The following is a 24,849-nucleotide window of genomic DNA, read 5'->3' as shown; positions in this document are numbered from 1 at the left end:
TGGGATTCCCATTGTGGCAGCACCTCGCGCCTCAGCAGGATGAGGGTCGTACCGACCGGCACCAACCGACCCACGAGGTTTTCATGATCGTCATCACCGCGCCCACCGGGAACATCGGCCGCCACCTGCTCCCCCTCCTCCTGGCACCCTCCGTCGAGGAGGAGGTGCGGGTGGTCGTCCGCGACCCCGCCCGCCTGCCGGCCGCCGCGCACGGCCGGGTCGAGGTGGTCACCGGCTCGCACGGGGACCGCGCCGTCCTGGACCGGGCCTTCGAGGGGGCGGACGCCGTCTTCTGGCTCGTCCCGCCGGACGGCTCCCGCACGCCCGAGGAGGCCTACGTCGGCTTCACCCGACCCGCCGTCGGCGCCCTCGCCGCCCACGGCGTCGGGCACGTGGTCGGAGTCTCGGCCCACGGCCGGGGCACCCCGCTCGCCAACCGGGCGGGCCTGGTCACCGCCTCCCTCGCGATGGACGACCTGATCGGCGCGTCCGGCGTCAACTACCGCGCCCTGGCCTGTCCTTCCTTCTACGAGAACCTGCTGGAGGACGTCCCCTCGATCGTCGAGCGCGGCGTCTTCACCGACTCGGTCGACCCGTACCTGAAGGCGCCGCTGGTCGCCGTCGCCGACATCGCGGCGGCCGCGGCGGCCCTGCTGCTGGACCGCTCCTGGAGCGGCACCGGCAGCGTCCCGGTGCTCGGCCCGGAGGACCTCTCCCCGCTCGACCGCGCCCGGATCCTGACCGAACGGCTCGGCCGCCCGGTCCGCTACGAGCACCAGCCCTACGGGGAGTTGCACGCCGCCCTGGCCGGCTACGGCCTGGACGAGGACTTCGTCCGGGGCGTGGTCGAGATGAAGCGCGCCAAGGACGCCGGCCTGGACTCCGGCGCCGTCCGCTCCCCCTCCGCCGCCTCCACCCTCTCCTTCGCCCAGTGGTGCACCGACACCCTCGCACCCGCCGTCCTGGAGGCTTCCTGATGACCACTCACCCCAACACCACCCCGGTCACGGCGTTCATGCTGCTCAAGACCACGCCGGAGTGGCTCGCCCTGACCGTCGAGGAACGGCTGCACGCCTTCACCACCCAGGTCCTGCCCGCCATCGAGGCGCGGACCACCGGTCTCCGCTCCCGCTTCTACGACACCGAGTTCTACTCGTCCCGGGTCACCGACGTCTGGGTCTGGGAGGCCGACGACCACCACGCGTACCAGCTCCTGGTGGACGCGCTGCGCGAAACCCCGTTCTGGGAGCGCTACTTCGAGGTCGTGGACCTCCTGGTCGGCACCGAGAACGGCTACGCCCGCACCTACGGGCTCGCCCCGGTGGCCACGATCACCACCTGAGCCCGCAGCACCCGTGCCGCCCACGCCGCCTGCGGACCATGGCCGGATGTGCCAGAAGCCCGTCATTGCGGACATCGGGCGGCGGGCGGCAGGATCGGGACATGCCCGCTCCGCACCGTGTGGTGATCGCCGCCTTCCCCGGGGTCGAACTCCTCGACGTCACCGGCCCCGCCGAGGTCTTCTCCGTCGCCTCGCGGCTCACCGGCGGCGCCGGGTCCACCGGGGCCGCCTACCAGGTACGGGTGGCCACCGCCGACGGCGGGCCGCTGACCACCTCCAGCGGGGTCCGGCTGCTGGCCGACCTGCGCCTGGACGAGGTGCGCGGACCACTCGACACACTGCTGGTCGCCGGAGCGATCGAGCCGCTCGGCGACGGCTCCGCCGTGGTCCCGGTGGTGGACCGTCAAGTGGTGGACTGGGTAAGGCGATCGGCGCCCCGCGCCGGGCGGGTCGGGTCGATCTGCGCGGGGGCACACCTGCTGGCCGCGGCCGGCCTGCTCGACGGACGGCCGGCCACCACCCACTGGCTGACCGCCGACCGGCTGGCCGCCGACCACCCGCAGGTCCGGGTCGACCCCGATCCGATCTTCGTCCGGGACGGCCGGGTGTGGACCTGCGCCGGGGTCACCTCCGGGCTGGACATGACGCTGGCGATGGTCGCCGAGGACCACGGCCAGCAGCTTGCGCTGGCCACCGCCCGCGCCATGGTGATGTACGTCAAACGGCCGGGCGGGCAGAGCCAGTTCAGCGTCCCGCTCTCCGTCCGGGAGGCCGAGGACGACCGGATCGACGGGCTGCGGCGGTGGATCGCCGAGCACCTCACCGACGACCTGTCCGCCGAAGCCCTGGCCGCCAGGCTGCACCTGAGCGTGCGCCACTTCTCCCGCCTGTTCCGCGAACGCACCGCGCGGACCCCGGCGGCCTACGTGGAGTCGGCCCGGCTGGAGGCCGCCCGCCGACTGCTCGAGGAGACCGGCCTCGGTCTCCCGGAGGTCGCCGCCGAGAGCGGCCTGGGCTCGGTCGAGACCCTGCACCGGGTCTTCCGCCGCCGCCTGGGAACCACCCCGGCGGAGTACCGCCGCCGCTTCTGACCGACCACCCCGCGTTCACTTCAACCGCCTTACCCACGGCGGCACTTCACCCTGCCCACCCCCGAGGAGAGCCATGCCCGGCGCCACCCGCACCACACGCACCACCCGCACCCAGGTCGTCCCGATCCCGGTGCTCGGCAGACACGCCGTCAACGCCCACCTGCTGCTCGGCCGCCTCCCCGTCCTGGTGGACGCGGGCATCCCCGGCCGCGGGCAGCACCTGCTCGACCGGATCGCCGCCCAGGGCGTGGACCCGGCCGACCTGGCGTTGATCGTCATCACCCACGGGCACATCGACCACTTCGGCTCCGCCGCCGAACTCCACCGCCTCACCGGCGCGCCCGTCGCCGCCCACGTCGCGGACCTCGGGCCGTACCGCTCCGGCCGCGCCCGGCAGCCGTACCTGCCCAACGGCCCGATGGGCCGGCTGATGGCGCGACGCCGCGAACTCCACGTCCCCGTCGAACCGTTCGAGCCCTCACTCGCCGTCAGCGGCGAGACCGACCTGGCGGACTTCGGGCTCGACGCCAGGATCGTCCCGACCCCCGGCCACACCGCCGGTTCCGTCTCGGTGCTGACCGGCGACGGCGACCTGGTGGCCGGCGACCTGATCGCCAACTCCTTCATGGGCCTCGTCCCCGGCCGCCCCGCCAACCCGCCCTTCCACGACGACCCCCGCCAGAACCTCACCAGCCTCCGCCGGATGCTCGCCCTCTCCCCCACCCGCCTCCACGTCGGCCACGGCCCGGCCCTCGACCCGGACCGCGTCCGCCGCTGGGCCGAACGCGAGGACGCCCGCCTCACCCGCCTGGAGCGCTCCGGCCGCCTGCGGGTCCGGGCCGCCGATTAGGGGCTGTCTCCTGGCCGAACGGTCAGTGGCCGGGGGTCAGTTGGCCGGAGAGGCGGGCGTGGAGGTCGGCGCTCGGGGGGTTGAGGCCGGTGAGCTCGACGGTCTTGCCGCGCTGCGCGTACCTGGCGGTGACGGCGTCCAGGGCGGCGACCGAGGAGGCGTCCCAGACGTGGGCGCGGCTGAGGTCGATGGTGATCCGGTCCGGGTCGCCGGCGTAGTCGAAGCGGGTGAGCAGCTCGTTGGCCGAGGCGAAGAAGAGCGCGCCGTCCACCGCGTAGACCACCCGCCCGCCGTCCGGGTCGCGGACGGCGGAGAGCCGGGCGTGGTGGGCCACCCGGCGGGCGAAGACCGCCATCGCGGTGAGCGAGCCGACCACCACCCCGGCCGCGAGGTTGGCGGTGGCGACCACCACCACGACGGTGACCACCATGACGGCGAGCTCCCCGGCCGGCATCCGGCGCAGCGTACCGGGCATGACGGAGTGCCAGTCGAAGGTGCCGACCGAGACCATCACCATGACCGCGACCAGGGCCGCCATCGGGATCTCGGAGACCACCGGACCGAGGAGCACGCAGAGCACCATCAGGAAGGCACCGGCCAGGAAGGTGGAGAGCCGGGTGCGGGCGCCGGAGACCTTGACGTTGATCATCGTCTGGCCGATCATCGCGCAGCCGCCCATGCCGCCGAACAGCCCCGTGACGACGTTGGCGACGCCCTGGCCGACGGACTCACGGGTCTTGTCCGACCGGGAGTCGGTCAGCTCGTCCACCAGCTGGGCGGTCATCAGCGACTCCAGCAGGCCGACCAGCGCCATCGCCAGCGCGTAGGGGGCGACGGTGGCGAGGGTCTGCGGGGTGAACGGGACGTCGGGCAGGCCCGGCAGCGGCAGCGAGTCCGGCAGCCCGCCCTTGTCGCCGACCGTGGGCACCGCGATCCCGGCGCCGAGGGTGAGGGCGGTGAGCACCACCACGGTGACCAGCGGCGCCGGGACCACCTTGGTGAGCTTCGGGGAGAGGACCATCAGCACGAGCCCCACCGCCAGCAGCGGGTAGACCGCCCACGGCACGTGGGTCAGCTCCGGGAGCTGGGCCAGGAAGATCAGGATCGCCAGCGAGTTGACGAAGCCGACCATCACGGAGCGGGGCACGAAGCGCATCAGTCTCGCCACCCCGAGCGCGCCCAGCACGATCTGGAACACCCCGGCCAGGATCACCGCCGCCACCAGGTACCCGAGGCCGTGCTCCCGGTTGAGCGGGGCGATCACCAGGGCGACCGCGCCCGTGGCGGCCGAGATCATCGCCCGGCGTCCGCCGACCACGGCGATCACGACGGCCATGGTGAAGGAGCCGAACAGACCGACCTGCGGCTCGACCCCGGCGATCACCGAGAACGAGATCGCCTCCGGGATCAGGGCCAGCGCGACGACCAGTCCGGCCAGGACCTCGGTGCGCCAGACCCTCGGGTCCGACAGCCACTCGGGGCGGAGGCGGCCGGCCGGGGCGGGGGCGGGGGAAGACACGGGTGGTGCACCTCGTCGTGCTCGGGCCCGGCCCCGCGGTGGGACGGGACGGGGCGGTGCGGGTGGTCCGGCGGCGGGGCCGGGCAGGCAGTGGGTGACTCTACGGCTGCCCCCGGCGCCACCGGCCGCACCCGGGGCTACCCGACTCAACCCGCCCGACAGACCGTCAGGTCAGCGACCGGGCAGCGGCCCTGACGGCCCGGAATCCGCTACCGGCCGCCCCGGGCCCCGTGGCAGCATGCGCGCCATGGAGACGAACGGGGTGCCCGTCACCGAGGCGGAGGCGGTACGGGAGCTGCGGCGGATCGCCCACTCCTGGGTGGACGGCCGGCACGAGGAGCCGCGCCTCCTGATCGAGGCGGCACTCCGCGCCCTGGACGCCGGCCTCTACACGCCCTCGCTGCTGCACCTCGCGGCACTGATGAGTGCCGAACGCGACGAGGCCCCGGCCCTGTTCGACCGGGTGATGGACGAGCTCGGTTTCGGCTTCCGTCCGCCGCCGGGCTACTGGGAGGGCCGCCTGGCCCTGGCCGGCTGGTGGGCCGCGGAGGTCGCCGACGGCTGGCTCGACCCGGCCGAAGGCATCGCCCTGATCCTGGAGAACGTCGCGGACGCGTACGGCGACTGCGAGGAGCTGGCACCCGTCGTCGAGCTGATGGACCGGCTCTGGGACCGCACCGGCCCGCTCCCGCCTCCCGCCGCGATCGAGGCCGCGATGGTCCGCACCGCACGGGAGTTGACCCGCCGGATTCCGGCTCCCGACCGTTCGCCGGCGCACGGCCCGAATACGGATCCGATCTCCCGGCGGCAAGGTCAAGATCACCCAAAGTCATGACCAGCCGTACGGAAACACCGGACCGTCGCGACCGGACCAAACGGGCAAACGACCGAGGCCGGTTCCCCTCCGGTCCCGATCGTTGCCGGATCGAGATCTCCCGCGCCAGCGGGTGCTCACTCAGCGTGAGAGGTTGTGCGGCGCTCTCCGGAGCATGATCATCCGCACCCACTCACCAGGATCGATTTTGCCGAAGAATGCTCAGGCCCTATCCGCATCGGCGGGCAGGGCCTTCACCGTGTCAACGCTACGAAGGGTGTCCACGGTCGTGGTGCTCGGTCTGCTCGTGCAGACCGGCGCCGTGGTGGACGCGGTCGCGTCCTCGCCGAGGACGCCGAAGCCGGGCGCCAAGCCCTCCGCCTCGCCAACCGGGGTCGTCGGCGAGGCTCCTGACGAAGCGTCGGCCCTGCTGGCGGCGCGGCTGAACAAGCGCCGGATCGAGGTGACCGGTGCCCGCACCGCCACCACCACCCTGTGGGCCAATCCCGAGGGGACCCTCACCCAGGAGATCGCCGACGGCCCGCTCCGGATGAGGTCCGGCGAGGCCTGGGTCCCGGTCGACACCACTCTGGTGGAGCGGCCGGACGGCAAGGTCGCGCCCAAGGCCCACCCGGAGGGTCTGGAGTTCGCCGGCGGTGACGCGACCTTGAAGGTCGGCGACGCGCTCCCGGGCACGGAGGCCGCCGTCCGCGGTCTGCCGGGCAGCGGTGCGCCCGCTGCCGACCCCAAGGCGTCCGCGCCCGCAGCGGGCGCCGCGAAGCCCGCCGGGCAAGGGCTGGTGAAGCTCGGCAAGGACCGCGAGCAGGTCGAGCTGGGCTGGCTCGGCAAGCTGCCCAAGCCCAAGCTGTCCGGCTCCAAGGCCACCTACGTCAACGCCCGCCCGGGCGTGGACCTGGTGCTGGAGGCCACCCGGACCGGCTTCGAGCAGTACCTGATCGTCAAGGACCGCTCGGCGGTCTCCCAGGCCGGCACCCTCACCCTGCCGATCGACACCACCGGCTACCGGATCGAGCGTCAGGCCGACGGCGGCATCCGTCTGGTGGCCCAGGAGCCGGGCAAGGCGCCGGTCCGCATCCCGGCCCCGGTGATGTGGGACGCCGCCGTCGACGAGGGATCGGCCGAGCACCTGCACCGCGGGGCGGTCTCGATGGAGCTGCGCGGCGAAGGCGCCGGCGCCGAGCTGGTGTTCACCGCCGACGCCGCGTTCCTCGCGGACCCGAAGACCCGGTACCCGGTCACCATCGACCCGACGGTGGACCTGGGCACCACCTTCGACACCTTCGTGCAGAGCGGGACCAGCAGCGACCAGTCCGCGTCCACCGAGTTGAGGGTGGGCACCTACGACGGCGGATCGACCGTCGCCCGCTCCTTCCTCCAGTTCCCGATCTCCGGTTTCAAGGGGAAGCAGGTCCTGGGAGCCACCCTCAACCTGTTCAACTTCCACTCCTACTCCTGCACCGCCAAGGAGTGGGAGGTCTGGAACACCACCGACCCCTCGACCGGGACCCGGTGGACCAACCAGCCCACCTGGGGCAGCGAGTACGCGTACTCCTTCGAGACCCGCGACGTCGACACCGGCACCGACGCCCACCAGTGCGCCAACGGCGACGGCAGCGGGTGGGTCAAGGCCGACATCACCCGGCTCGCCTCGGACTGGGCCGGCACCGGCAACAACTACGGCTCCGTCGGCCTGAAGGCCGACAACGAGTCGGACACCGCGGCCTGGAAGAAGTTCTCCTCCGCCGAGGGCGGCGCCGTGCCGTTCATCTCGGTGACGTACAACTCCGTTCCGGCGACGCCCGGTTCGGTCGACGTCCAGCCCTCACTGCCCGGTGACCCGAGCTACACGGCCTCGGCCACGCCGCGGTTCCAGGTGCTGGCGGCGGACCCCGACGGCGGCAACGTCGGCGTCAACATCGACCTGTGGAAGGGCTCCACCTTCCTGAACGGCATCTACCGCACCGTTCCGGCCAACAGCTACCTCCAGGTCACCTCCGCCGACCTCTCCTTCCCCACCCTGGAGGAGGGCGCCACCTACTCCGTGTGGGCCCGGATCAGTGACGCCAACTCCCAGTCCGGCTGGGTGGGGCGCTCGTTCGTGGTGGACACCGTCAAGCCCGGTGCGCCGTTCGTCACTTCGCCGACCTACCCGGCCGACGGCCTCTGGCACGGGGCGGCCGGCACCGCCGGGACCTTCACCTTCACCCCGCCGGCCGGCACCACCGACCTGGTCGCCTTCGTCCACTCCCTGGACGGCGGGGCACCGGTGACGGTCGCCGCGACCGGCACCACGAGCACCTCGATCACCCCGAGCACCGACGGCAAGCACACCCTCAGGGTGCAGGCCAAGGACCGGGCGGGGAACCTCTCCGACATCACCACCTTCGCCTTCCAGGTGGGCCGCGCCGGTCTGACCTCGCCGGTCGACGGCAGCCAGTCCGCCAAGCGCGTGAAGCTCTCGGTGGACGCGCAGGCCGACCTCAAGCGGGTGGTCTACCAGTACCGCCGCGGCCCCGGGGCCACCGAGTACAACGTGCCGCTGACCAACCTCACCAAGGCGGACAACACCCCGGTCACCGACCCCAAGCCGCGCCTGGCGGACCTCGGCACGCACGCCAACTGGACGGTGGTCGACACCCTCGGCAACGTCGGCGGCGTGGTCCAGGTCCGGGCCCTGATGTTCCCCGAGGACGGCTCCGGCACCGGTACCGCCACCGGCTGGAACACCATGACGGTGGACCAGAACGCCGACGGCGCCGCCTCCGCCGCGCTCGGCGTGGGTTCCGTCAACCTGCTCACCGGTGACTACTCGCTGGGCTCCACCGATGTCGACGAGTTCGGCAGCTCGGTCAAGCGCATCTACTCCTCCCGCGGCCTCGGCCGTGGTTGGCAGCCCCAGGGCGAGCGTCTGACGGCCGCTCAGCGCCAGGTCACCGACCTGACCGGCTTCGTGGCCGGCCCGGCCGACGTCACCCGCTCCACCGTGCGCGGCCACGACAACTCCACCGACTCGCTGCTGATCAAGCCCTCCAACAGCTGGGCGTCCTACGCCTCGATCGGCCCGGAGTACACCCTGGGCCAGGGCATGAAGCCCGGCCGGACCTACCGCCTGACCGGCTGGATCTACGTCCCGTCCGCCTCCGGCCTCAACCCCGAACGCGGCGACCTCGGCCTGCGCCTGGACGGCGTCTACCGGACCCCGGCCGGCTACAAGGACGTCCTCTCCCCGAAGGCCTCGTTCACCGACGGCTGGCAGCAGCTCTCGGTCGACATGGCCGTCCCGGCCGACGCGACCGAGGCCTGGTTCCGGCTGTTCAACGGCTTCGCCGCCGGCACCGGCAAGGAGGTCTACTTCGACGACCTCTCGCTGAAGGAGATCGTCGCCCCGTTCGGCCCGCAGTGGTCCGGCGGCCCCGACGCGGGCACCGGGTCGGCGTACCGTTCGCTCTCCTACCCGGCCTCCGACCTGGTGGAGGTCAAGTACACCAACGACACCGTGGTCACCTTCGCCAAGGGCAACGACGGCAGCTTCTTCCCCCAGCCCGGGGCGGAGCAGCTCACCCTGAAGACCACCACAGCCGCTTCGGGCGCGGTGGTCAGCTCCTTCGGCCAGTGCCTCCAGGTGCCGAACGGCGCCCCGTACAACGGCGCCACGCTCCAGTACGCCCCCTGCACCGGGGCGGCGAACCAGCAGTGGACCTACGAGGACGACCACACCCTGCGGATCCAGGGCTACTGCCTGGACAACCCCTGGGGCGCCACCGCCGACGACACCGCGGTCACCCTGTGGAGCTGCGGATCCGGCTCCCCCAACCAGCTCTGGGACCTCCAGGCGAACAAGTCGCTGGTGAACCGTCAGTCCGGCAAGTGCCTGGACGCCTACCGCGGCGGCGTGATCTGGAACTGCTGGGGCGGCGCCTGGCAGCTCTGGGACGTCCAGACCAAGGGCACCACCTACACCCTGACCGACCTCGACGGCACCACCACGACCTTCGCCCGGCAGGCCGGCTCCGAGGTCTACCTGGTGACCGGCGAGACCGGGCCGGACACCGGCTTCGCCACCCGGATCTCGTACGACACCACGGACGGGCGCGCCCTGCCCAAGCGGGTGGTCCCGCCGGTCGAAGCCGGCGTGGACGACCGCAACCACTGCACGGTCGATCCGCTGCCGCGCGGCTGCAAGGTGCTCGACTACGACTACGCCACCGCGACCACCGCCGTGGCGGGCACGCCCGGTGACTTCACCGACCGGGTCCGTTCGGTGAAGGTCTGGTCGTGGAACCCGGCCACCTCCAAGCAGGAGGCCGTGGAGGTCGCGCACTACCTGTACGACGAGCGCGGACGCCTGGTGCAGACCTGGGACCCGCGCCTGGCGACCCCGCTGAGGACGACCTACGGCTACGACACCGCGGGCCGGGTCAGCAAGGTCACCCCGCCCGGCCAGCTGCCCTGGGACCTGGAGTACGGCCCGGCCGGCTCCGACCAGGACGCGAACCGGCTGCTCAAGGTCCGGCGCGGCACGCTGGCCCCGGGCAGCACGAACCAGGTCAACGGCGAGGCGGCCACCGAGGTCGTGTACTCCGTCCCGCTGACCCGAGGCACGGGCGGTCCGTACGACATGTCCGGTGCCGACGTCGCGCAGTGGGCGCAGACCGACGCGCCGACCGACGCGACCGCCGTCTTCGGCGCCGACGCCGACCCGGCGGTGAACACCGCGACCCCGTCCTCGCCGGGAGCGGACGGCTACAAGCCGGCTGCGGTCCACTACCTGAACGCCTCGGGCCTGGAGGTCAACACCGCCACGCCCTCGGTGACCGCCAAGGGTGACATCGCCACCGCGGAGTACGACCGGTACGGACACGTCGTCAGGTCCCTGGACGCCACCAACCGTTCGATCGCACTCGGCGCCCACCCCGACGCGGCGAGGTTCGCCGCGGAGCTGGCACTGCCCGCCGCCCCGGCGGACCGGGCACGGCTGCTCGACTCCCGCACCACCTGGTCCAACGACGGTCTGGACGTCCTGGAGACCCTCGGTCCGCAGTACCGGGCCGCGCTGGCCGAGACCATGGCCGGGCAGACCAACCCGGTCACCGTCACCTCGGAGGCGGAGACCCTGCCGCAGCTGGGCGCCAACTACCCGCTGCAGATGGACGCCAACTGCTGCGGCGTCACCTGGTCGGGCGGTGCGCAGCTGAGCCTGCGCGGTACGGCCGCCGGTGCCGAGGACACGGTGCGGGTGAGCGTGCCGGAGGAGGGCGACTACGTCCTCAGCGGGCAGCTCACCAAGTCCACCGACAACGGCGTGGTGCAGCTGTCGATCGACGGGACCAACCTCGGTTCCGCGGTCGACGAGTACGCGGCCGCGCCGGCGGTGGCGCCGTTCACCACCGGGGCACCGATCCACCTGACCCGCGGTGACCACTCGCTGAAGATGCTCGTCACCGGCACCAACACCGCCTCCACCGGCGAGCGGTTCCACGCGGGCTTCGACACCTTCACCCTGACCAAGACCACCGTCAACCCGACCATTCCGGCCGGGACTTCGGTGCTGGTCCGGGACCACAACACCAACACCTACGACGAAGGGAAGCCGGACGGCAAGGCGTACCACCTGATCACCACCTCCACCGACGGCGCCCGCATCGACGGCTACGCCACCGACGCCGAGCTCCGGGTCACCAAGAACGGCTACGGCACCCCGATCGGCGGCACCTCCGGCTGGGTCCTGAGGACCCCGACCTCGGTGACCACCGACGCGGCCGGCCAGGCGCTCACCACCACGACCCGCCTCGGCCAGCACGGCCACCCGGAGGAGGTCCGTCAACCCGGCGCCACCACCACCGACGCCGGCACCGTGAAGACGGTGTACTGGACCTCCGGGGCCAACGCCGCCGACGCTGCCTGCGGCAACCGTCCCGAGTGGGCGGGTCTGCTCTGCACCAACGGCCCCGGCGGCGCGATCACCGGTGCGGACTCGGCACGGATGCCCACGACCCTGCCGGTCAAGCGGATCACCCGCTACTCCCGGCTCGACGACGTCGAGGAGACCGTCGAGACCAACGCGGGCAAGACCCGGACCACGACGGGCGTCTACGACGCCGCCGGCCGGCCCCTGTCCTCCGAGGTGACCGGTACCGAGGGCCAGGCGGTGCCGAAGACCGTCACCGAGTACGACCCCGCGATGGGGGCGACGCTCCGGACCGTCGCCGGCTCCAAGTCGGTGACCAAGGTAATCGACCAGCTCGGCCGGGTGGTCTCGTACACCGACGGCGACGGGGGCACCACCAGCACGGAGTACGACAGGTACGGCAAGCCGACCAAGGTCACCGACCCCACCGGCACCGTCACCTACGCGTACGACCGGGCCCAGGAAGCCCGCGGCATGGCCACCTCGGTGACCGACAGCCGGGCGGGGACGTTCACCGTCAAGTACGGGCCGGACGCCCAGGCCGAGGAGCTCGTCTACCCCGGCGGCACCGTCCGCAAGGACGTCCGCAACGCCTCCGGCGCCTACGTCTCCCGGACCTACACCCGCGCCTCGGACGGCACGGTGATCTGGTCGCAGTCCCAGGAGGTCTCGACCCAGGGGCAGGTGAACCGGGACTCGGGTTCCACGTCGGTCAAGAGCTACGCCTACGACCGCCTCGGACGGATCGTCAAGGCCGAGCAGAGCTCCTCCGGTACCGGATGCACCACCCGGTCCTACACCTACGACACCCACTTCAACCGCACCGCCCGGTCCGTGTCCGGGCCGGCGGCGAACGGAGGCTGCTCCACCGCCGCACCGGCCACCGAGGCACACACCTACGACAGCGCGGACCGGATCACCGACCCGGGTTACCAGTACGACGCCTTCGGCCGGACCACCCGGACCCCGAGCGGCACCGTGCTCTCGTACGCGGTGAACGACCTCGCCGTCGGCCAGGAGAACGCCGACACCCGGCAGTCCTGGAGTGCCGACCCGGCCGGACGGACCGCCACACGCACCGTCAGCAAGAAGCAGACGGACGGCAGTTGGTCCACCAGCACCTCCCGCCTCGACCACTACGGCGACGACACCGACAGGCCGCGATGGACGGTCGAGGACACCACCACGGGCACCTGGACCCGCAACGTCCCGGGGCCCGGCGGTGACCTCATGGCCACCGTCACCAGCACCGGGACCGTCCGGCTCCAGCTCACCAACCTCTTCGGCAGCGTCGTGGTCGACACCGACCCCGCCCTGACCGCACCGGTCGCGCTGGACTTCGACGAGTTCGGCGCCCCCGCCGCCGGCCAGGGCGCGACCCGCTACGGCTGGCTGGGCGGCAAGCAGCGCTCGGCCGAAGCACTGGACGGCGTCGTCCTGATGGGCGTGCGCCTCTACAGCACGGGCACCGGCCGCTTCCTGTCGACCGATCCGGTCGCGGGCGGCAACGCCAACGCCTACGACTACGTCTACGGCGATCCGCTGGGCAGCTACGACCTCAGCGGGCGCTTCTGCGTGACCGGGAAGAACTCCAACGGCAGCTGCAAGGGCGCGCACCTCTGGGCGGCCCACAAGGACTACGTCGTCCACCAGGCCATCAACCTCGGTGTCGGCATGGTGGCGAGCACGATCGCGTACTCGTCCTGCGGCGCCGCCGAAGCCGAGGTGGGCTGCACGATCGTGGTCGGCGTCAGCGCCGCGGCGCTCATCGGGACTCCCCTCCACCTCGTCGCCGACAAGGCGATGGGACACAAGACCACCGGTCCGGAGGCCGTCCACTACCTCTTGTCCTCGGCCCAGAGCGGTATGTTCGGCAGTGCGTTCAAGGCCACCCACGGGGGCACGGGCCCAGCGGGGTACGCCACCGGGAAGGCCTGGAGCGGAACCAAGACCGCGGGCAAGGCGACCATGGCGCAGGTCCAGACCGCCAGGGCAGCCATCTGGCAGGGCTCCCTCAACGGATTCTCGATCATGGCGAAGTTCGCGGCCTACCTGATCCTCTACGCCCGGGTCACCCTCGGGCTGTAGCTCACTGACCACGCCGGAGGGTGGTGAGGGGACGGGGCGACCCGTCCCCTCACCACCCTCCCTTCCTTTTCCGGCACGTCAGTTCCCGCCCGCGATGATCCGCTCCGTCAGCTGCCGCAGGGCGGGCAGCGCCGCGAGGGTGGCCTTGCGGCGGGCCGTCAGGTCGGTGGCGGTGTTGATGCCGAGGTCGGCGACGGCGGCGGTGAAGTGCGGGGTGAGGCGTTCGTGGGCGTCCGGGGCGTCGACGGCCAGCACGGCGTGACAGCGGGCGAAGGTGGCCACCGTCCAGTACATCGCCTCGCGGTGGTCGCCCCGGGCGACCAGGTGGTGGGCGGCGTCGACGGCGACCGGACGGGCCTGCGGGGAGATCTCGGCGGCGAACGGGGAGGGGGTGCGGGCCGCCGCCACGGTCTCGTCGAAGGTGACGGCCAGGGTGTCGAGGTGGTGGCGGACCTGACCGGGGGTCAGGTCCTCGGCGCCTAGCAGCCGCAGCAGCTCCGGGTAGCGTTCGGCGAGGCCGAGCTCGGCGAGCGCCTCGCGGGCGCGCAGGTAGCGCAGCCGCAGGGCCGGGTCCCGCAGGGCCGCGACGAGCACCAGGTGGGTGGTGGCGGCCGTCGGGAAGAGCCAGCCGGCCACCTGCCGGTACCAGGGCAGCGCCGGATCGTGGTGGCCGAGCCCGGTGGTGATCTCCTCGTGGACGCTCAGGCAGCGCGCCCGCACCAGGTCCGGCTCGGCGAACCGCGCCGCGACCTCCCGCTGGATCCCGCCCAGCACCCTGCCCGGGTCGTCGACCACCACGCCGTGCCGCAGCCCGGGCGCCAGGTGGTGGTCCGTCAGCACCCGTTCGGCGGAGTCGATCCGCTCCCGGGGCAGGTACGTCACCTCCAGCGGCACCCCCTGGTGCTCGACCCTGTCGTGCCGCGGTCCCTCCCCCTCCTCGGCGGTGACGAGCACGACGTCCAGGCCCGGGCCCTGCGGCAGTTCGGCTCCGGCGGGCAGTGCGGTGGTCGAACCGGTCAGGTACGCCCCGAGGTAGCCGGAGCGGGTTCGGCCCTCGGTGGTGATCCAGTGGCGGGCGGCGGCCCGTGCGGTGTCGAGTCTCACGGGCGCCATTCTGTCCGCAGGCCCGGCCCGGGGCGTCCTCGCCGAGCCGTACGGCGTGGCGGACCGTCCCGTCGGCTGTCGCCCGGTGCCCGGCGGTGTTGAAGTGGGAGGAGGCAGACGAACCGCCTCGACGGAGGTCCACCATGACATCCCGGCACGGACTGACCGACGACCAGCTCAAGACCCGCCACGAAGTCGCCGAGCGCCTCGAACGGGCCCTGCGCGAGGCCCGCGCCAAGCTCGCGGCCGACGGCCTCGACTTCGACCCCACCGGCGGCGACTTCTGCTTCCGCTGCGACTGCGAGTCCTGGAAGCCGCGCACGCCCCCCGACATCAACCACTGCGCACGCCCCACCTGCCGGCACAGCTTCGTCCAGCACAACGTCCTCTGAGCGACCGGCGCGCCGTGGCCCCGCTCGGCCGCGCGGCGGCCACGATCGGGGCATGTGCCACTACTGCGGCTGCCGCGAGATCCCGCTGATCAAGGAGTTCATCGCCGAGCACGAGTCGGTGACCGACCTCGCCGGGAAGGCCGTCCGCCTGCTGGAGCGGGGCGACCTCGACGGGGCCGGGCGGCTGGCGGCCCGGATGGCCGAGGAGCTGCGCGCGCACTGGGACGGCGAGGAGCGCGGTCTCTTCCGGGTGATGGGTGGCGATCCGGAGTACGCCGCGTACGTCGGGGCGCTCATCGCCGAGCACCGCGAACTGGCCGCCTTCCTCGGACGCCTCGACCTCCACCTGCCCGACCAGCGGGCCGCGTTCGTCGCGGCGGCCGAGGAGCTGCACCACCACATCGCCAAGGAGGAGGACGGGCTCTTCCCCGCCGCCCTGACCGCGCTCACCGGCGACCAGTGGGACACCGCGATGGCCGCCTGGCAGACCGTCCACCGCCCGGACCGCCCGGACCACCCGGACCACCCGGTGATCCATTAGCGGCCCCGGGCCCTCGTCCGCAAGCGGATCGTCGAATTCCCCGGCCGTACGACCCCGTTCCGTCCACTCCGCCCCGGGCCGGGCCGGCGGCGCCCTAGGGTGCGTGCCCATGGAACACGATCTGATACGGGAGTCGGCGCGGGCGGGGCGGGTCGTGCTCTGGGAGGAGTCCGCCCGGGACGGCGCGCAGGCGAAGACGCTGATGTCGGCGGACTTCCGGGTGCGGCTGGCCGTGGAGCAGGGCCGGATGTTCGGTGCCGACGGGCCCCGGCACGTGGTGTTCGCCGCCGGGTTCCCGGCCGTCTGCGGCGAGGAGTACGAGGCGGTGCGCCGGGTCGCGGCGGAGGCCGAAGGGGCGGTGAGCGTCGCGGCCGTCTGCCGGGGGCGGGCGGCGGACGTGCGGCAGGCCGTCGCCTCGGTCCGGGGCAGCGCGCACGCCCGGGTCATGGTGGTGGTCCCCGCCTCCGAGGCGATGGCACGGGTGATGACCCGCCAGTCCGCCCGCACCGCGCTGGAGTCGGCGACCGAACTGGTCAAGCAGGCCCGGGACGTGGACGCCTCCGTGGCCGTCGACCTGTGCTTCGCGGACGCCGCGCGGGCCGACCACGCCCTGATGGCCGCCCAGGCGGGCGAGTTGACGGCGGCGGGCGCGTCCACGGTGGTGCTGGCCGACACCGTGGGACGCCAACTCCCCACCGAGGCCTCGGAGATGTTCACCGCCGTCGCGGCCGGGGCGGGCCCGGACGTGGTGCTCGCCACCCATCTCCACAACGACCTCGGCCTCGGCCTGGCCAACACGGTGGAGGCGCTGCGCACCGGCGTCCGGGTGGTCTCCGCCTCCTGGCTCGGCCTCGCCGAACGCAGCGGACTGCCCGCGACCGAGCAGCTCCTGCTGCTCCTCGCCCACGACCCGGCCCGTGCCGCCACCCTGCTGGGCACCGACGCCCCCGCCTGGTGGACCGCCCCCGACCTGACCGCCCTGCCCCGGCTGGCCCGGGCGGTCGCCGAGCACACCGGCCACCCCCTGACGGTCACCATGCCGGTGGTCGGCACCGGTGTCGGCACCATCTCCACCGGCACGCCGTTCGTCGATCCGCGGCTCTTCCAGCCCTACGACCACGAGCGGGTGCTCGGCACCGCCCCGCACGTGGTGCTCACCCACCTCGCCAACGCCCGCGTCGTCCAGGCCGTCGCCACCCGCCTCGGCCACCGCCTCGACGAGGAGCGGGCCCGGACGGCGATGGCCTGGGCCAAGGCCAGGGTGTACCGTACCGGCCGCGCCGTGGTGGAGGACGAGGCCTTCGCCGCCTACCTCGACGGCCTGCAGTCCGACGGCTCCCGGGAGGCAGCGAAGTGACCGTCCCTCAGACCGCCGAGGCGGTCCGTGCCGCCCTCCACCGGGGCTCCGCCGTGGTCCTCCCCAACCCCGCCCCGCTCACCCACGTGGTGGCCGGCACCGACCCGCTCGCCGTCAACGCCGCCAAGGGCCGCCCCGCCGACCAGGCCGTCGCGCTCTGGGCCCACCACCCGCACACCCTCGCCGCCCTCGACGGCACCCTCGGCCTCACCCCCGGGGTCCGCCGCCTGCTCGCCGAGGAGCGCGTCACCCTCCTCCTCCCCCTGCTCGCCGAGCCCCCCGGCTGGCTCGCCCCGGCCACCCGGGACGGCTGGACCATGCTCTTCGGCGCCCGCTGGGAGCCCGTCCTCCCGCTGCTCGACGACCACCCCGTCCTCTACGTCAGCAGCGCCAACCGCACCGGCCGGCCGCCGGCCGCCACCGCCGCCGAGGCGCTGGCGATGTTCCCTCCCGAGGTCCCCGTCCTCGCCTCCACCGCTCCCCCCTCGGACCGTGCGGCCACCACCACCCTGCGCCTGCACGCCGACGGCCGCCTGGAGCTGCACCGCCACGGCGCCCAGGACCGCCCCTTCGCCTCCCCCGCCGCCTACCTGGCCCACGTCCGGAGCGCCTACCTGGACGGCCCGGCGGGGTGACCGGGCCGCCGGGCCGTCCAGGAGCCGGTCAGAACGCGGGCTGGTCGTTGATCTCCGCGATCTTCCGGTCCGTCAGGCGCACGGCGTACCAGACGTCCTGGTCGGACTGCTCGCCCCAGACCTCCGTCAGCCGCACCGAGGCGTAGCCGTACTCCTGCTTCTCCTCGTGCACCCGCCAGTTCCCCGGCACGTTCTGCGCCCGGAACACCGGATCCGCGTCGTTCTGCCGGGCCCAGGCGTCCAGCCGGTAGTTGAGCTGCGGCAGCAGGTACCGCTCCCGCACCGCCCGCGGATCCTCCCCGCTCTCCCCCAGCACGGCCGCCCGGTACTCCTCGAAGAACGTCAGCACCTGCTGCGCCGCCGGCGTCCCGGCCCGCACCTCGCTGTCGACCCCGATCCCGACCCTCACCGACGGCGCCGCCACCGCCTGCACGGGCACCACCGCCAGACATCCGCCCACCACCAGGGCAGCCGCCACCACACGTCGCATCGCACTCGAACGGTTCATGCCCGAAGTCCACCACCCGCGCGCATCTCGGCCCAGCACCGACAGGAGTGAATTCCCGGTCCTACAAACCGACTTCACTCCTCCCGCTCCCCGATCACCAGCAGGTGCAGCGAGACCGCCACCAACTCCGGCCGCCGGTCCGCGAACCGCGCGGCGGCCAACGCCGCCCGCAGCGCCCGTTCCCCCAAGTCCCGTCGCCCGGTGCGGCGTTCCTCCGCCCGCAGCGCCTCGAACCGGGGCCCGTGCACCCCGTGGACCGCGATCCCACCGAGCCCGGCCCGCCGTGCCTCGGCCGCCAGCTCCGCCGGGTCGTGGTAGTACGAGGTGGGTCCGTCCGGACGGCTCCTGAGACCGGTCTCCGCGATCTCCAGGGCCACCTCGGACTCCAGGTCCAGCAGTTTGGCGTACCGGTTGAGCCCGGCCGCGGCCACCACCCCGCCCGGCCTGACGACCCGACAGGCCTCCGCCCACGCCCTCTCCCGGTCCGCCCCGTCCGGCAGGTGGTACAGCGGGCCGAGCATCAGCACCACGTCGAACGACCCGTCGTCCTGCGCCAGCTCCCGCGCGTCCCCCACCCACGCGGTCAGCCCCTGCGCCCTGGCCTGCCGTACGTGCCCCTCCACCGGGTCCACCACGACCACCCGGTGGCCCTCCTCCACCAGCCACCGCGCATGCACCCCCGGCCCGCCCCCGACGTCCAGCACCGAGGCCGGCGCCCCCGGCAGCCGAGCCCCCAGCAACTCCCTCGTCCGCACCAACTCCAAGGTCCCCGTGGTCCGCCCCGAGGTGAGCCTCCCCGCCTCGTCCCCCCGCCCGTAGAAGCCACTGATCTCCGGAAGCAACTCCACCTGAACCCTCCACCCGTCGGCCCGTCCGCCAAGCGTGGCAGGCACCACCACCGCACCGCGGCACACAGGCCGGAGGTCACCTGTCCGCCCGGGATCCCGGGCGGACAGGTGACCTTGGTCCCCTCCGGGCGTTAGCCGGTTCTTGTCACCGTGGAAGTGGAGGCGTCGCCGCGTGACGGGACCGCGGCCCTGCGGATCGTGCGACCGCAGCCTTCCCCACCAGGGGCGCCCGGACAGGATCACTCCCGTGAGAGGCCGCACCACCGCTCCCCGAGGCACCGACCTTCCCGACCGAACCGCCCCACCTCGCCGCAGCCACGCCAAGGCCGCGCTCTGGTCCTGCCTGGGCCTGGCCGTCGCACTCGCCGCCGGCAGCGGCCTGCTCGCCGTGGAGCACCGCGAGGACGCCGCCTCCTCGTCGGCGCAGCTCGACTCCCGGCTGCTGCCCACCCGGCGGCTGCTGAACGACTTCGTCGTCACGGTCCACCTGGGCGAGGCCGCCCAGCGCGACCACCGGATCACCGGGGAGCCCGCACTGCTGAAGCACCGCACCGTCCAGGCCGAACAGGCCCGGCGCCTGGCCGGCGTCCTCGTCCGCCTCAACGAGGGGACGGCACTGGCGGCCGGGACCACCCGGCTGGCCGAGGAGACCGAGCGGTGGCGCGGTTCGACGCCCGCCCCGGACGCGGACCGGGTGCTGACCGAGGTTCAGCAGCTCTCCAAGGACCTCCGCCGGGACAGCGACCTGGCCCAGTCCGGGGCGGCCGCCGGGCGTGACCGGATGCTCCTCAACCTCTCCGCCTGCGCCGCCGCCCTGTTCGTCCTCCTGGGCTCCGTGCTCGCCCTGGTGTGGCGGCGGATGCTGGTGCCGCTCGGCGAGTTGGAGAGCTACCTGCGGCGCTCGGCGGGCGAAGGCACCGATCAGCCGCGCCGGGCCCCGCGGCGGCACACCGGGTGGATGGCCGGCGCCTGGCTCGGCGCCGAGGGGGCCAGGCAGCGGCAGCGCGAGTCCGACCGGGCCGCCCGGCGCGACCGCGAGGCCCTGGAGCGGGACGCGGCCACCTCCCTGGGCCTGCGTCAGATCCTGGTCTCCGGCGAACGGCCGGGGCCCGGCGTGCGGGCGCACGGCGACATCGTGGCCGCTGAGGGCCTGATCGCCGGGGACTGGCTCGGCGTGCTCCCGATGCCGGGCGGTGCCACCGCCGTCTTCCTCGGCGACGTCTCCGGCCACGGCATCGAGGCCGGCCTGCTGGCCGTCCGGCTCAAGACCGTGGTCGAGGTGGGCCTGCGGCTGGGCCGGGACCTGGACACCACGGTCCGGGCGGCCTGGCAGGCGCTCTGCGGCGAGGACGAGCGCTTCTCCACCCTCGCGCTGGCCGTGCTCGACCCGGCCGCGTCCACGCTGAGCTGGGTGAACGCGGGCCACGGGGAGCCGTTCCTGCTCCGTGCCGACGGCACCGTGGAGCGGCTGGCCGCCACCGGCCCGCTGATCCACCCGCTCCTGGAGCCCGCACCGGGGACCTGGCACACCGCCACCACCGAGCTGCACCCCGGCGACCTGCTGACCCTGTGCACCGACGGCCTGACCGAGGGCCGCCGAGCGGACGGCGAGGAGTTCGGCGAACACCGGGTGGCCGCCCTCCTCGGCGGCCTGTCCACCCCCGAGCGCGAACCCCTCGACGTCACCCGGGCGCTCTACCGTGCCGCGGAGGGCTTCGGCGTCGACTGGCAGCGGGACGACATCAGCCTCCTGATCGCCACCCGGCCCGCCGCACCGGCCGCCTGACGGCGGCTCAGCCGGACCGGCCGGACCGGCCGGGGGCGCAACGGCGAGGGGCGGACCGGCGAGCGGCTGACCCGCTTGGGGTGGACCTCAGTCCCCGACCCGGCCCGCCTCGATCCGGCGGCCCTCGGTGGTGGTGACCACGACCGGAACGCCGTCCGGCACCTCGCCGTCCAGGGCCGCGAGCAGACGGTCCACCGGCGGGAGCGGGTCCGGGGTGCGCACGGTGACGTAGAGCGTGCGCCAGTGGGCCTGGGTGTCCACCACCTGCGCCTGCGGGGTGTCCGCGAGCCACTCGGCCGCCGCGTCCGCGGTCCGGGCGGTCCACAGGTGCACCAGGACCGTCCCCGCGGTGCTGGCCCCGAGCATCAGCCCGACGGCGGCGAACAGCGCACCCACCGTCAGGTAGCCCCGCCGCCGCGGCCCGCCGCCGGCCTCCGTGCCGCCGAGGGCCGCGAAGACCACCATCCCGGCGAAGACCAGCGCCAGCAGGTTGGAGAGGAAGAGCACCAAAGCTCCGAGCGAGAGCCACCACGCCCCCTGGCCGGCACAGACCCCGACCACCACCAGCGGCGGCACCAGGGAGATCGCGATGGCCACCCCCGGCAGCACGGCGGCCACGTCCTTGCGGGCCAGCGCGACCGCTCCGGCGAAGCCGGTGGCCAGGGCCGCCACCAGGTCCAGCAGCCCGGGCGAGGTGCGGCCCGCCACCTGACTGTCCGACAGCAGGTCGTAGGAGGCCGGCACCACCAGCGAGGCCAGCGCCCCGACGGCCACCACCAGCAGCGCCCCGCCGAGCACGAACCTCCCGGCCGACCCGCCGCGTCTGCGCACCGCGCCGAGGGCGATGCCCATGATCGGCGTGGAGAGCGGAGCGATGATCATCGCGCCGATCACGGTGGCCGTGGAGTCCGTGAGCACACCCCCGGCGGCGATCACCGCCGAGAGCAGCAACATCGTCCAGAACGCCGAGCGCTTGGCCCCCACGTCGCCGAAGGACAGGTCGAGGTCCTCCGCCAGGTCGTCCAGCGACCGGCGCTGATGAGCGGGCAGCACCAGGCTGCGCAGTCCGTCGAGCATCCGTCATACATGCGCCCCCGTACGCCCGGACACCACCTGCCCGACGCAAGACCCACCCGTCCGGAGCCACGCCCCGTCCCCGCCCCGCCCCCGACGCCCGTTCGCCGAGCGCGAAGCCGTGCACGTCCACGGCGGGCAGGGGCAGGCTCGGGGCATGACGCGCATCGAGGTCGTTCTCGGAGACATCACCGCCCAGGACACGGAGGCCCTCGTCACGGCCGCCAACGAGTCGCTGATGGGCGGTGGCGGGGTGGACGGGGCGATCCACCGGGCGGCCGGGCCACGGCTGGCCGCGGCGGGGGCGGCCATCGGGCCGTGCGCTCCGGGGGACGCGATGGCGACGCCGGGGTTCGAACTCCCGCCGCCCGTGCGGTACGTGATCCACACGGTGGGGCCCGTCTGGGAGGGCGGTGAGGAGGGCGAGTCGGACGTGCTGGCGTCCTGCTACCGCCGCTGCCTGGAGGTCGCGGACGGACTCGGTGTCACCAGCGTCGCGTTCCCGGCCATCGCCACCGGTGTCTACGGCTACCCGGCGGAGGAGGCGGCGCGGATCGCCGTCTCGGTGCTCGGATCGGCGGCGAGCTCGGTGCAGCTGGTCCGCCTGGTCGCGTTCGACGAGGAGGCGGAGGCGCACCTGCGGGCCGCCCTCGGCGCCGACCCGCGCTGACCCGCTGCCCGATGGGCCGTCAGGAGTGCAACGGGACCGGGGGCTTGACGGCCTCGACGGCGGCGACCAGGGGGGCGAGCTCGGGGTTGCGGGCCGCCTCTTCGAGGACCTCGCGGAGGGCGCGCTCGTTGGTCGGCCGGGCCTCGTCCAGGAGCCTGAGGCCGTCCTCGCTGACGTTGGTGTAAATGCCCCGGCGGTCGGTGGGGCAGAGGTAGCGCGCGAGCAGGCCCCGGTCCTCCAGCCTGGTCACCAGGCGGGTGGTGGCGCTCTGGCTGAGCACGACCGCGTCGGCCACCTGCTTCATCTGCAGGTGCCCGCCCTCGCCGTCGTGCTGGCGGCTGAGCACGTCGAGCAGGGAGTACTCGCGCACGCTCAGCTCGTGCTCGGCCTGGAGGGCGCGCTCGACGTGCGCCTCGATCCGGCCGTAGAGCACGTAGAGGGCACCCCACCCGTTGGCGAGGGCGGTCAGCGCGGGGTCGGTGGCGGTCATCGGCCGGTCTCCTTCCGTCTGCGGGATCAGCCCCCAGGATACGGCCCCGAGGGCGCTACCGGCCCGAGCCGGTAGGACGCCCCTGCAAGCACTTCCCCATCTCTGGCGCGATGCCCGCATTTGCCGATTGCCCGCGCCTGCAACTATTGTCGAAGCACGTAAGGCGCACAAGCAACAACCGTACGGAGGGCAGCCATGCCTCTCGCGCTCCTCGCCCTGGCCATCGGGGCATTCGGCATCGGGACCACCGAGTTCGTGATCATGGGTCTGCTGCCGCAGATCGCCGCCGACTACGGCGTCACCATCCCCAGCGCCGGCCTGCTGGTCACCGGCTACGCCCTCGGCGTCGTGGTCGGCGCCCCGTTGATGACCGCACTCGGCACCCGGATCAGCCGCAAGACCATGCTGATGCTGCTGATGGGCCTGTTCGTGGTGGGCAACCTGCTCTCCGCCGCCGCCCCCACCTTCCCGCTGATGTTGGCCGGTCGGATCGTCACCTCGCTCGCCCACGGCGCGTTCTTCGGCATCGGCTCGGTGGTCGCCGCCGAACTGGTCGCCCCCGAGAAGAAGGCCGGCGCCATCGCCACCATGTTCACCGGTCTGACGGTGGCCAACATCGTCGGCGTCCCGCTCGGCACCTTCATCGGCCAGGCCGTCGGCTGGCGGGCCACCTTCGCCGGGGTCGCCGTGCTCGGCGCGGCCGGCCTGCTCGGCATCGCCCGGCTGGTCCCCGCCACCCCGCGCCCCGAGGGCGCCCACCTGCGCCGCGAGCTGACGGCCTTCCGCAACCCGCAGGTGCTGCTCGCGATGGCGATGACCGTGCTCGGCTTCGGCGGGGTCTTCGCCGCCATCACCTACATCGCGCCCATGATGACCAACGTGGCCGGCTACTCCGAGGGCTCCGTCACCTGGCTGCTGGTCCTGTTCGGCGTCGGGATGTTCCTCGGCAACCTGCTCGGCGGCCGCTACGCCGACCGCAAGCTGATGCCGATGCTCTACACCACCCTCGGCGGCCTCTCGGTCGTGCTCGCCCTCTTCACCCTCACCGCACACAGCAAGGTCCTGGCCGCCGTCACCGTCCTGCTGGTCGGCGCCCTCGGCTTCGCCACCGTCCCACCGCTGCAGAAGCGCGTCCTGGACCAGGCCCACGGCGCCCCCACCCTGGCCTCCGCCGTCAACATCGGCGCCTTCAACCTCGGCAACGCGCTGGCCGCCTGGCTCGGCGGCATGGTCATCTCGGCCGGCCTCGGCTACACCGCCCCCAACTGGGTGGGCGCCCTGCTCGCCGCCGCCGCGCTGGTGCTGGCCCTCTGGTCCGCCGCCCTGGAGCGCCGCGCCCCGGCCGCCCCCGTGCCCACCCCCGCCCTCGTCCACCACTGACGAACCGTCACCACCGCACCGAAGGAACCACCATGAGCACCACCACCGTCACCCCGCTGACCACCGCCGCCGCCGAGACCCTGGTCGCCGCCGCCCGCGCCGCCGCCGAGGCCGCCGGAGTCGCCGTCAGCGTCACCGTCCTGGACGCGGGCGGGCACCTGCTCGCCTACCGCCGCGACGACCGCGCCGTCCTGATCTCCGGCGAGACCAGCACCCGCAAGGCGTACACCGCCCTCCAGCTGAACGCCCCCACCGCCGATCTGGTGGACCTCGTGAAGCCCGAGGGCCCGTTCCACTCCCTCACCACCGCCCTCGACCGCCCTCTCCTCTTCATCGCCGGCGGCGTCCCCGTCCACGACCGCGACGGCCACCTCATCGGCGCCCTCGGCGTCGGCGGCGGCGCCCCCGCCCAGGACCACGCCTTCGCGACC

General features: G+C 73.5%; 20 protein-coding genes. 14 read left to right on the top strand and 6 right to left on the bottom strand.

Features of this window, described 5'->3' with window-relative positions:
• Positions 1 to 83 precede the first annotated feature (83 nt).
• The 4 genes from ABD946_RS02500 to ABD946_RS02485 all read left to right on the top strand — a co-directional run bounded on the left by ABD946_RS02500 (position 84) and on the right by ABD946_RS02485 (position 3,283).
• Positions 84 to 977: an NAD(P)H-binding protein gene (locus tag ABD946_RS02500; RefSeq protein WP_345279615.1), complete on the top strand. Its 894-nt coding sequence runs from the start codon at positions 84 to 86 to the stop codon at positions 975 to 977.
• Positions 977 to 1,342, top strand: a complete 366-nt coding sequence (locus ABD946_RS02495) for a darcynin family protein (protein ID WP_345279613.1) — start codon at positions 977 to 979, stop codon at positions 1,340 to 1,342. The genes ABD946_RS02500 and ABD946_RS02495 overlap by 1 nt, the downstream gene beginning before the upstream one ends.
• Before the next feature lie 101 nt (positions 1,343 to 1,443).
• Positions 1,444 to 2,433, top strand: a complete 990-nt coding sequence (locus tag ABD946_RS02490; RefSeq protein WP_345279611.1) for a GlxA family transcriptional regulator — start codon at positions 1,444 to 1,446, stop codon at positions 2,431 to 2,433.
• A gap of 73 nt (positions 2,434 to 2,506) precedes the next feature.
• Positions 2,507 to 3,283 carry an MBL fold metallo-hydrolase gene (locus ABD946_RS02485; protein WP_345279609.1) on the top strand — a complete coding sequence of 259 codons (777 nt, stop codon included), beginning with the start codon at positions 2,507 to 2,509 and terminating at the stop codon, positions 3,281 to 3,283.
• A 22-nt stretch (positions 3,284 to 3,305) separates the two neighbouring features.
• On the opposite strand, the gene ABD946_RS02480 is transcribed toward ABD946_RS02485, so the two are convergent.
• Positions 3,306 to 4,802, bottom strand: coding sequence for a SulP family inorganic anion transporter (locus tag ABD946_RS02480; protein ID WP_345279608.1), 1,497 nt, complete (start codon positions 4,800 to 4,802; stop codon positions 3,306 to 3,308).
• A 247-nt stretch (positions 4,803 to 5,049) separates the two neighbouring features.
• Between ABD946_RS02480 and ABD946_RS02475 the strand changes: the two genes are divergently transcribed.
• Positions 5,050 to 5,637 (top strand): hypothetical protein, encoded by a 588-nt coding sequence (locus ABD946_RS02475; protein ID WP_345279607.1) that lies wholly within the window; start codon positions 5,050 to 5,052, stop codon positions 5,635 to 5,637.
• A gap of 256 nt (positions 5,638 to 5,893) precedes the next feature.
• Complete coding sequence (locus ABD946_RS02470; protein WP_345279605.1) at positions 5,894 to 13,633, top strand: ricin-type beta-trefoil lectin domain protein; 7,740 nt, start codon at positions 5,894 to 5,896, stop codon at positions 13,631 to 13,633.
• A 78-nt stretch (positions 13,634 to 13,711) separates the two neighbouring features.
• Here the strand turns inward: ABD946_RS02470 and ABD946_RS02465 are convergent, their stop codons facing one another.
• Positions 13,712 to 14,737 carry a hypothetical protein gene (locus tag ABD946_RS02465; protein WP_345279604.1) on the bottom strand — a complete coding sequence of 342 codons (1,026 nt, stop codon included), beginning with the start codon at positions 14,735 to 14,737 and terminating at the stop codon, positions 13,712 to 13,714.
• Positions 14,738 to 14,880: 143 nt separating this feature from the next.
• On the opposite strand from ABD946_RS02465, the gene ABD946_RS02460 reads away from it, so the two are divergent.
• The 4 genes from ABD946_RS02460 (at position 14,881) to ABD946_RS02445 (ending at position 17,662) form a co-directional block, all read left to right on the top strand.
• Complete coding sequence (locus ABD946_RS02460; RefSeq protein ID WP_345279602.1) at positions 14,881 to 15,129, top strand: hypothetical protein; 249 nt, start codon at positions 14,881 to 14,883, stop codon at positions 15,127 to 15,129.
• A gap of 52 nt (positions 15,130 to 15,181) precedes the next feature.
• Positions 15,182 to 15,670, top strand: a complete 489-nt coding sequence (locus tag ABD946_RS02455) for a hemerythrin domain-containing protein (RefSeq protein ID WP_345279600.1) — start codon at positions 15,182 to 15,184, stop codon at positions 15,668 to 15,670.
• A gap of 109 nt (positions 15,671 to 15,779) precedes the next feature.
• A complete protein-coding gene (locus tag ABD946_RS02450) occupies positions 15,780 to 17,027 on the top strand; it encodes a 2-isopropylmalate synthase (protein ID WP_345279598.1) in 1,248 nt (415 codons plus the stop codon).
• Entirely contained in the window at positions 17,024 to 17,662 is a 639-nt protein-coding gene (locus tag ABD946_RS02445; RefSeq protein ID WP_345279596.1) for a serine/threonine-protein kinase, read from the top strand. Before ABD946_RS02450 ends, ABD946_RS02445 begins: the two co-directional genes overlap by 4 nt.
• A gap of 28 nt (positions 17,663 to 17,690) precedes the next feature.
• Here the strand turns inward: ABD946_RS02445 and ABD946_RS02440 are convergent, their stop codons facing one another.
• On the bottom strand, positions 17,691 to 18,170 hold the full coding sequence (locus ABD946_RS02440; protein ID WP_345279594.1) for a hypothetical protein: 480 nt from the start codon (positions 18,168 to 18,170) through the stop codon (positions 17,691 to 17,693).
• 74 nt (positions 18,171 to 18,244) lie between these two features.
• The gene (locus ABD946_RS02435; protein WP_345279592.1) at positions 18,245 to 19,018 is read right to left on the bottom strand and encodes a class I SAM-dependent methyltransferase; all 774 of its coding nucleotides are present in this window, start codon (positions 19,016 to 19,018) and stop codon (positions 18,245 to 18,247) included.
• A gap of 247 nt (positions 19,019 to 19,265) precedes the next feature.
• Here ABD946_RS02435 and ABD946_RS02430 point away from each other — a divergent pair, with 247 nt between their 5' ends.
• Entirely contained in the window at positions 19,266 to 20,804 is a 1,539-nt protein-coding gene (locus tag ABD946_RS02430) for a PP2C family protein-serine/threonine phosphatase (protein ID WP_345279590.1), read from the top strand.
• An 87-nt stretch (positions 20,805 to 20,891) separates the two neighbouring features.
• On the opposite strand, the gene ABD946_RS02425 is transcribed toward ABD946_RS02430, so the two are convergent.
• On the bottom strand, positions 20,892 to 21,881 hold the full coding sequence (locus tag ABD946_RS02425) for a DUF389 domain-containing protein (RefSeq protein ID WP_345279588.1): 990 nt from the start codon (positions 21,879 to 21,881) through the stop codon (positions 20,892 to 20,894).
• 154 nt (positions 21,882 to 22,035) lie between these two features.
• On the opposite strand from ABD946_RS02425, the gene ABD946_RS02420 reads away from it, so the two are divergent.
• Positions 22,036 to 22,548, top strand: coding sequence for an O-acetyl-ADP-ribose deacetylase (locus tag ABD946_RS02420; protein WP_345279586.1), 513 nt, complete (start codon positions 22,036 to 22,038; stop codon positions 22,546 to 22,548).
• 19 nt (positions 22,549 to 22,567) lie between these two features.
• Here ABD946_RS02420 and ABD946_RS02415 read toward each other — a convergent pair whose 3' ends face one another.
• A complete protein-coding gene (locus tag ABD946_RS02415; protein ID WP_345279584.1) occupies positions 22,568 to 23,038 on the bottom strand; it encodes a MarR family winged helix-turn-helix transcriptional regulator in 471 nt (156 codons plus the stop codon).
• A 195-nt stretch (positions 23,039 to 23,233) separates the two neighbouring features.
• Between ABD946_RS02415 and ABD946_RS02410 the strand changes: the two genes are divergently transcribed.
• Together ABD946_RS02410 and ABD946_RS02405 are read left to right on the top strand one after the other, a co-directional pair.
• Entirely contained in the window at positions 23,234 to 24,418 is a 1,185-nt protein-coding gene (locus ABD946_RS02410) for an MFS transporter (RefSeq protein WP_345279582.1), read from the top strand.
• Positions 24,419 to 24,450: 32 nt separating this feature from the next.
• A partial coding sequence (locus ABD946_RS02405; protein WP_345279580.1) for a GlcG/HbpS family heme-binding protein occupies positions 24,451 to 24,849 on the top strand: 399 nt, incomplete at its 3' end.

The organism is Kitasatospora albolonga, from assembly GCF_039535905.1.
GTDB lineage: Bacteria > Actinomycetota > Actinomycetes > Streptomycetales > Streptomycetaceae > Kitasatospora > Kitasatospora albolonga.
The sequence above is the reverse complement of the archived record's forward strand: the minus strand, read 5'-3'. Positions and strand labels throughout refer to the sequence as shown.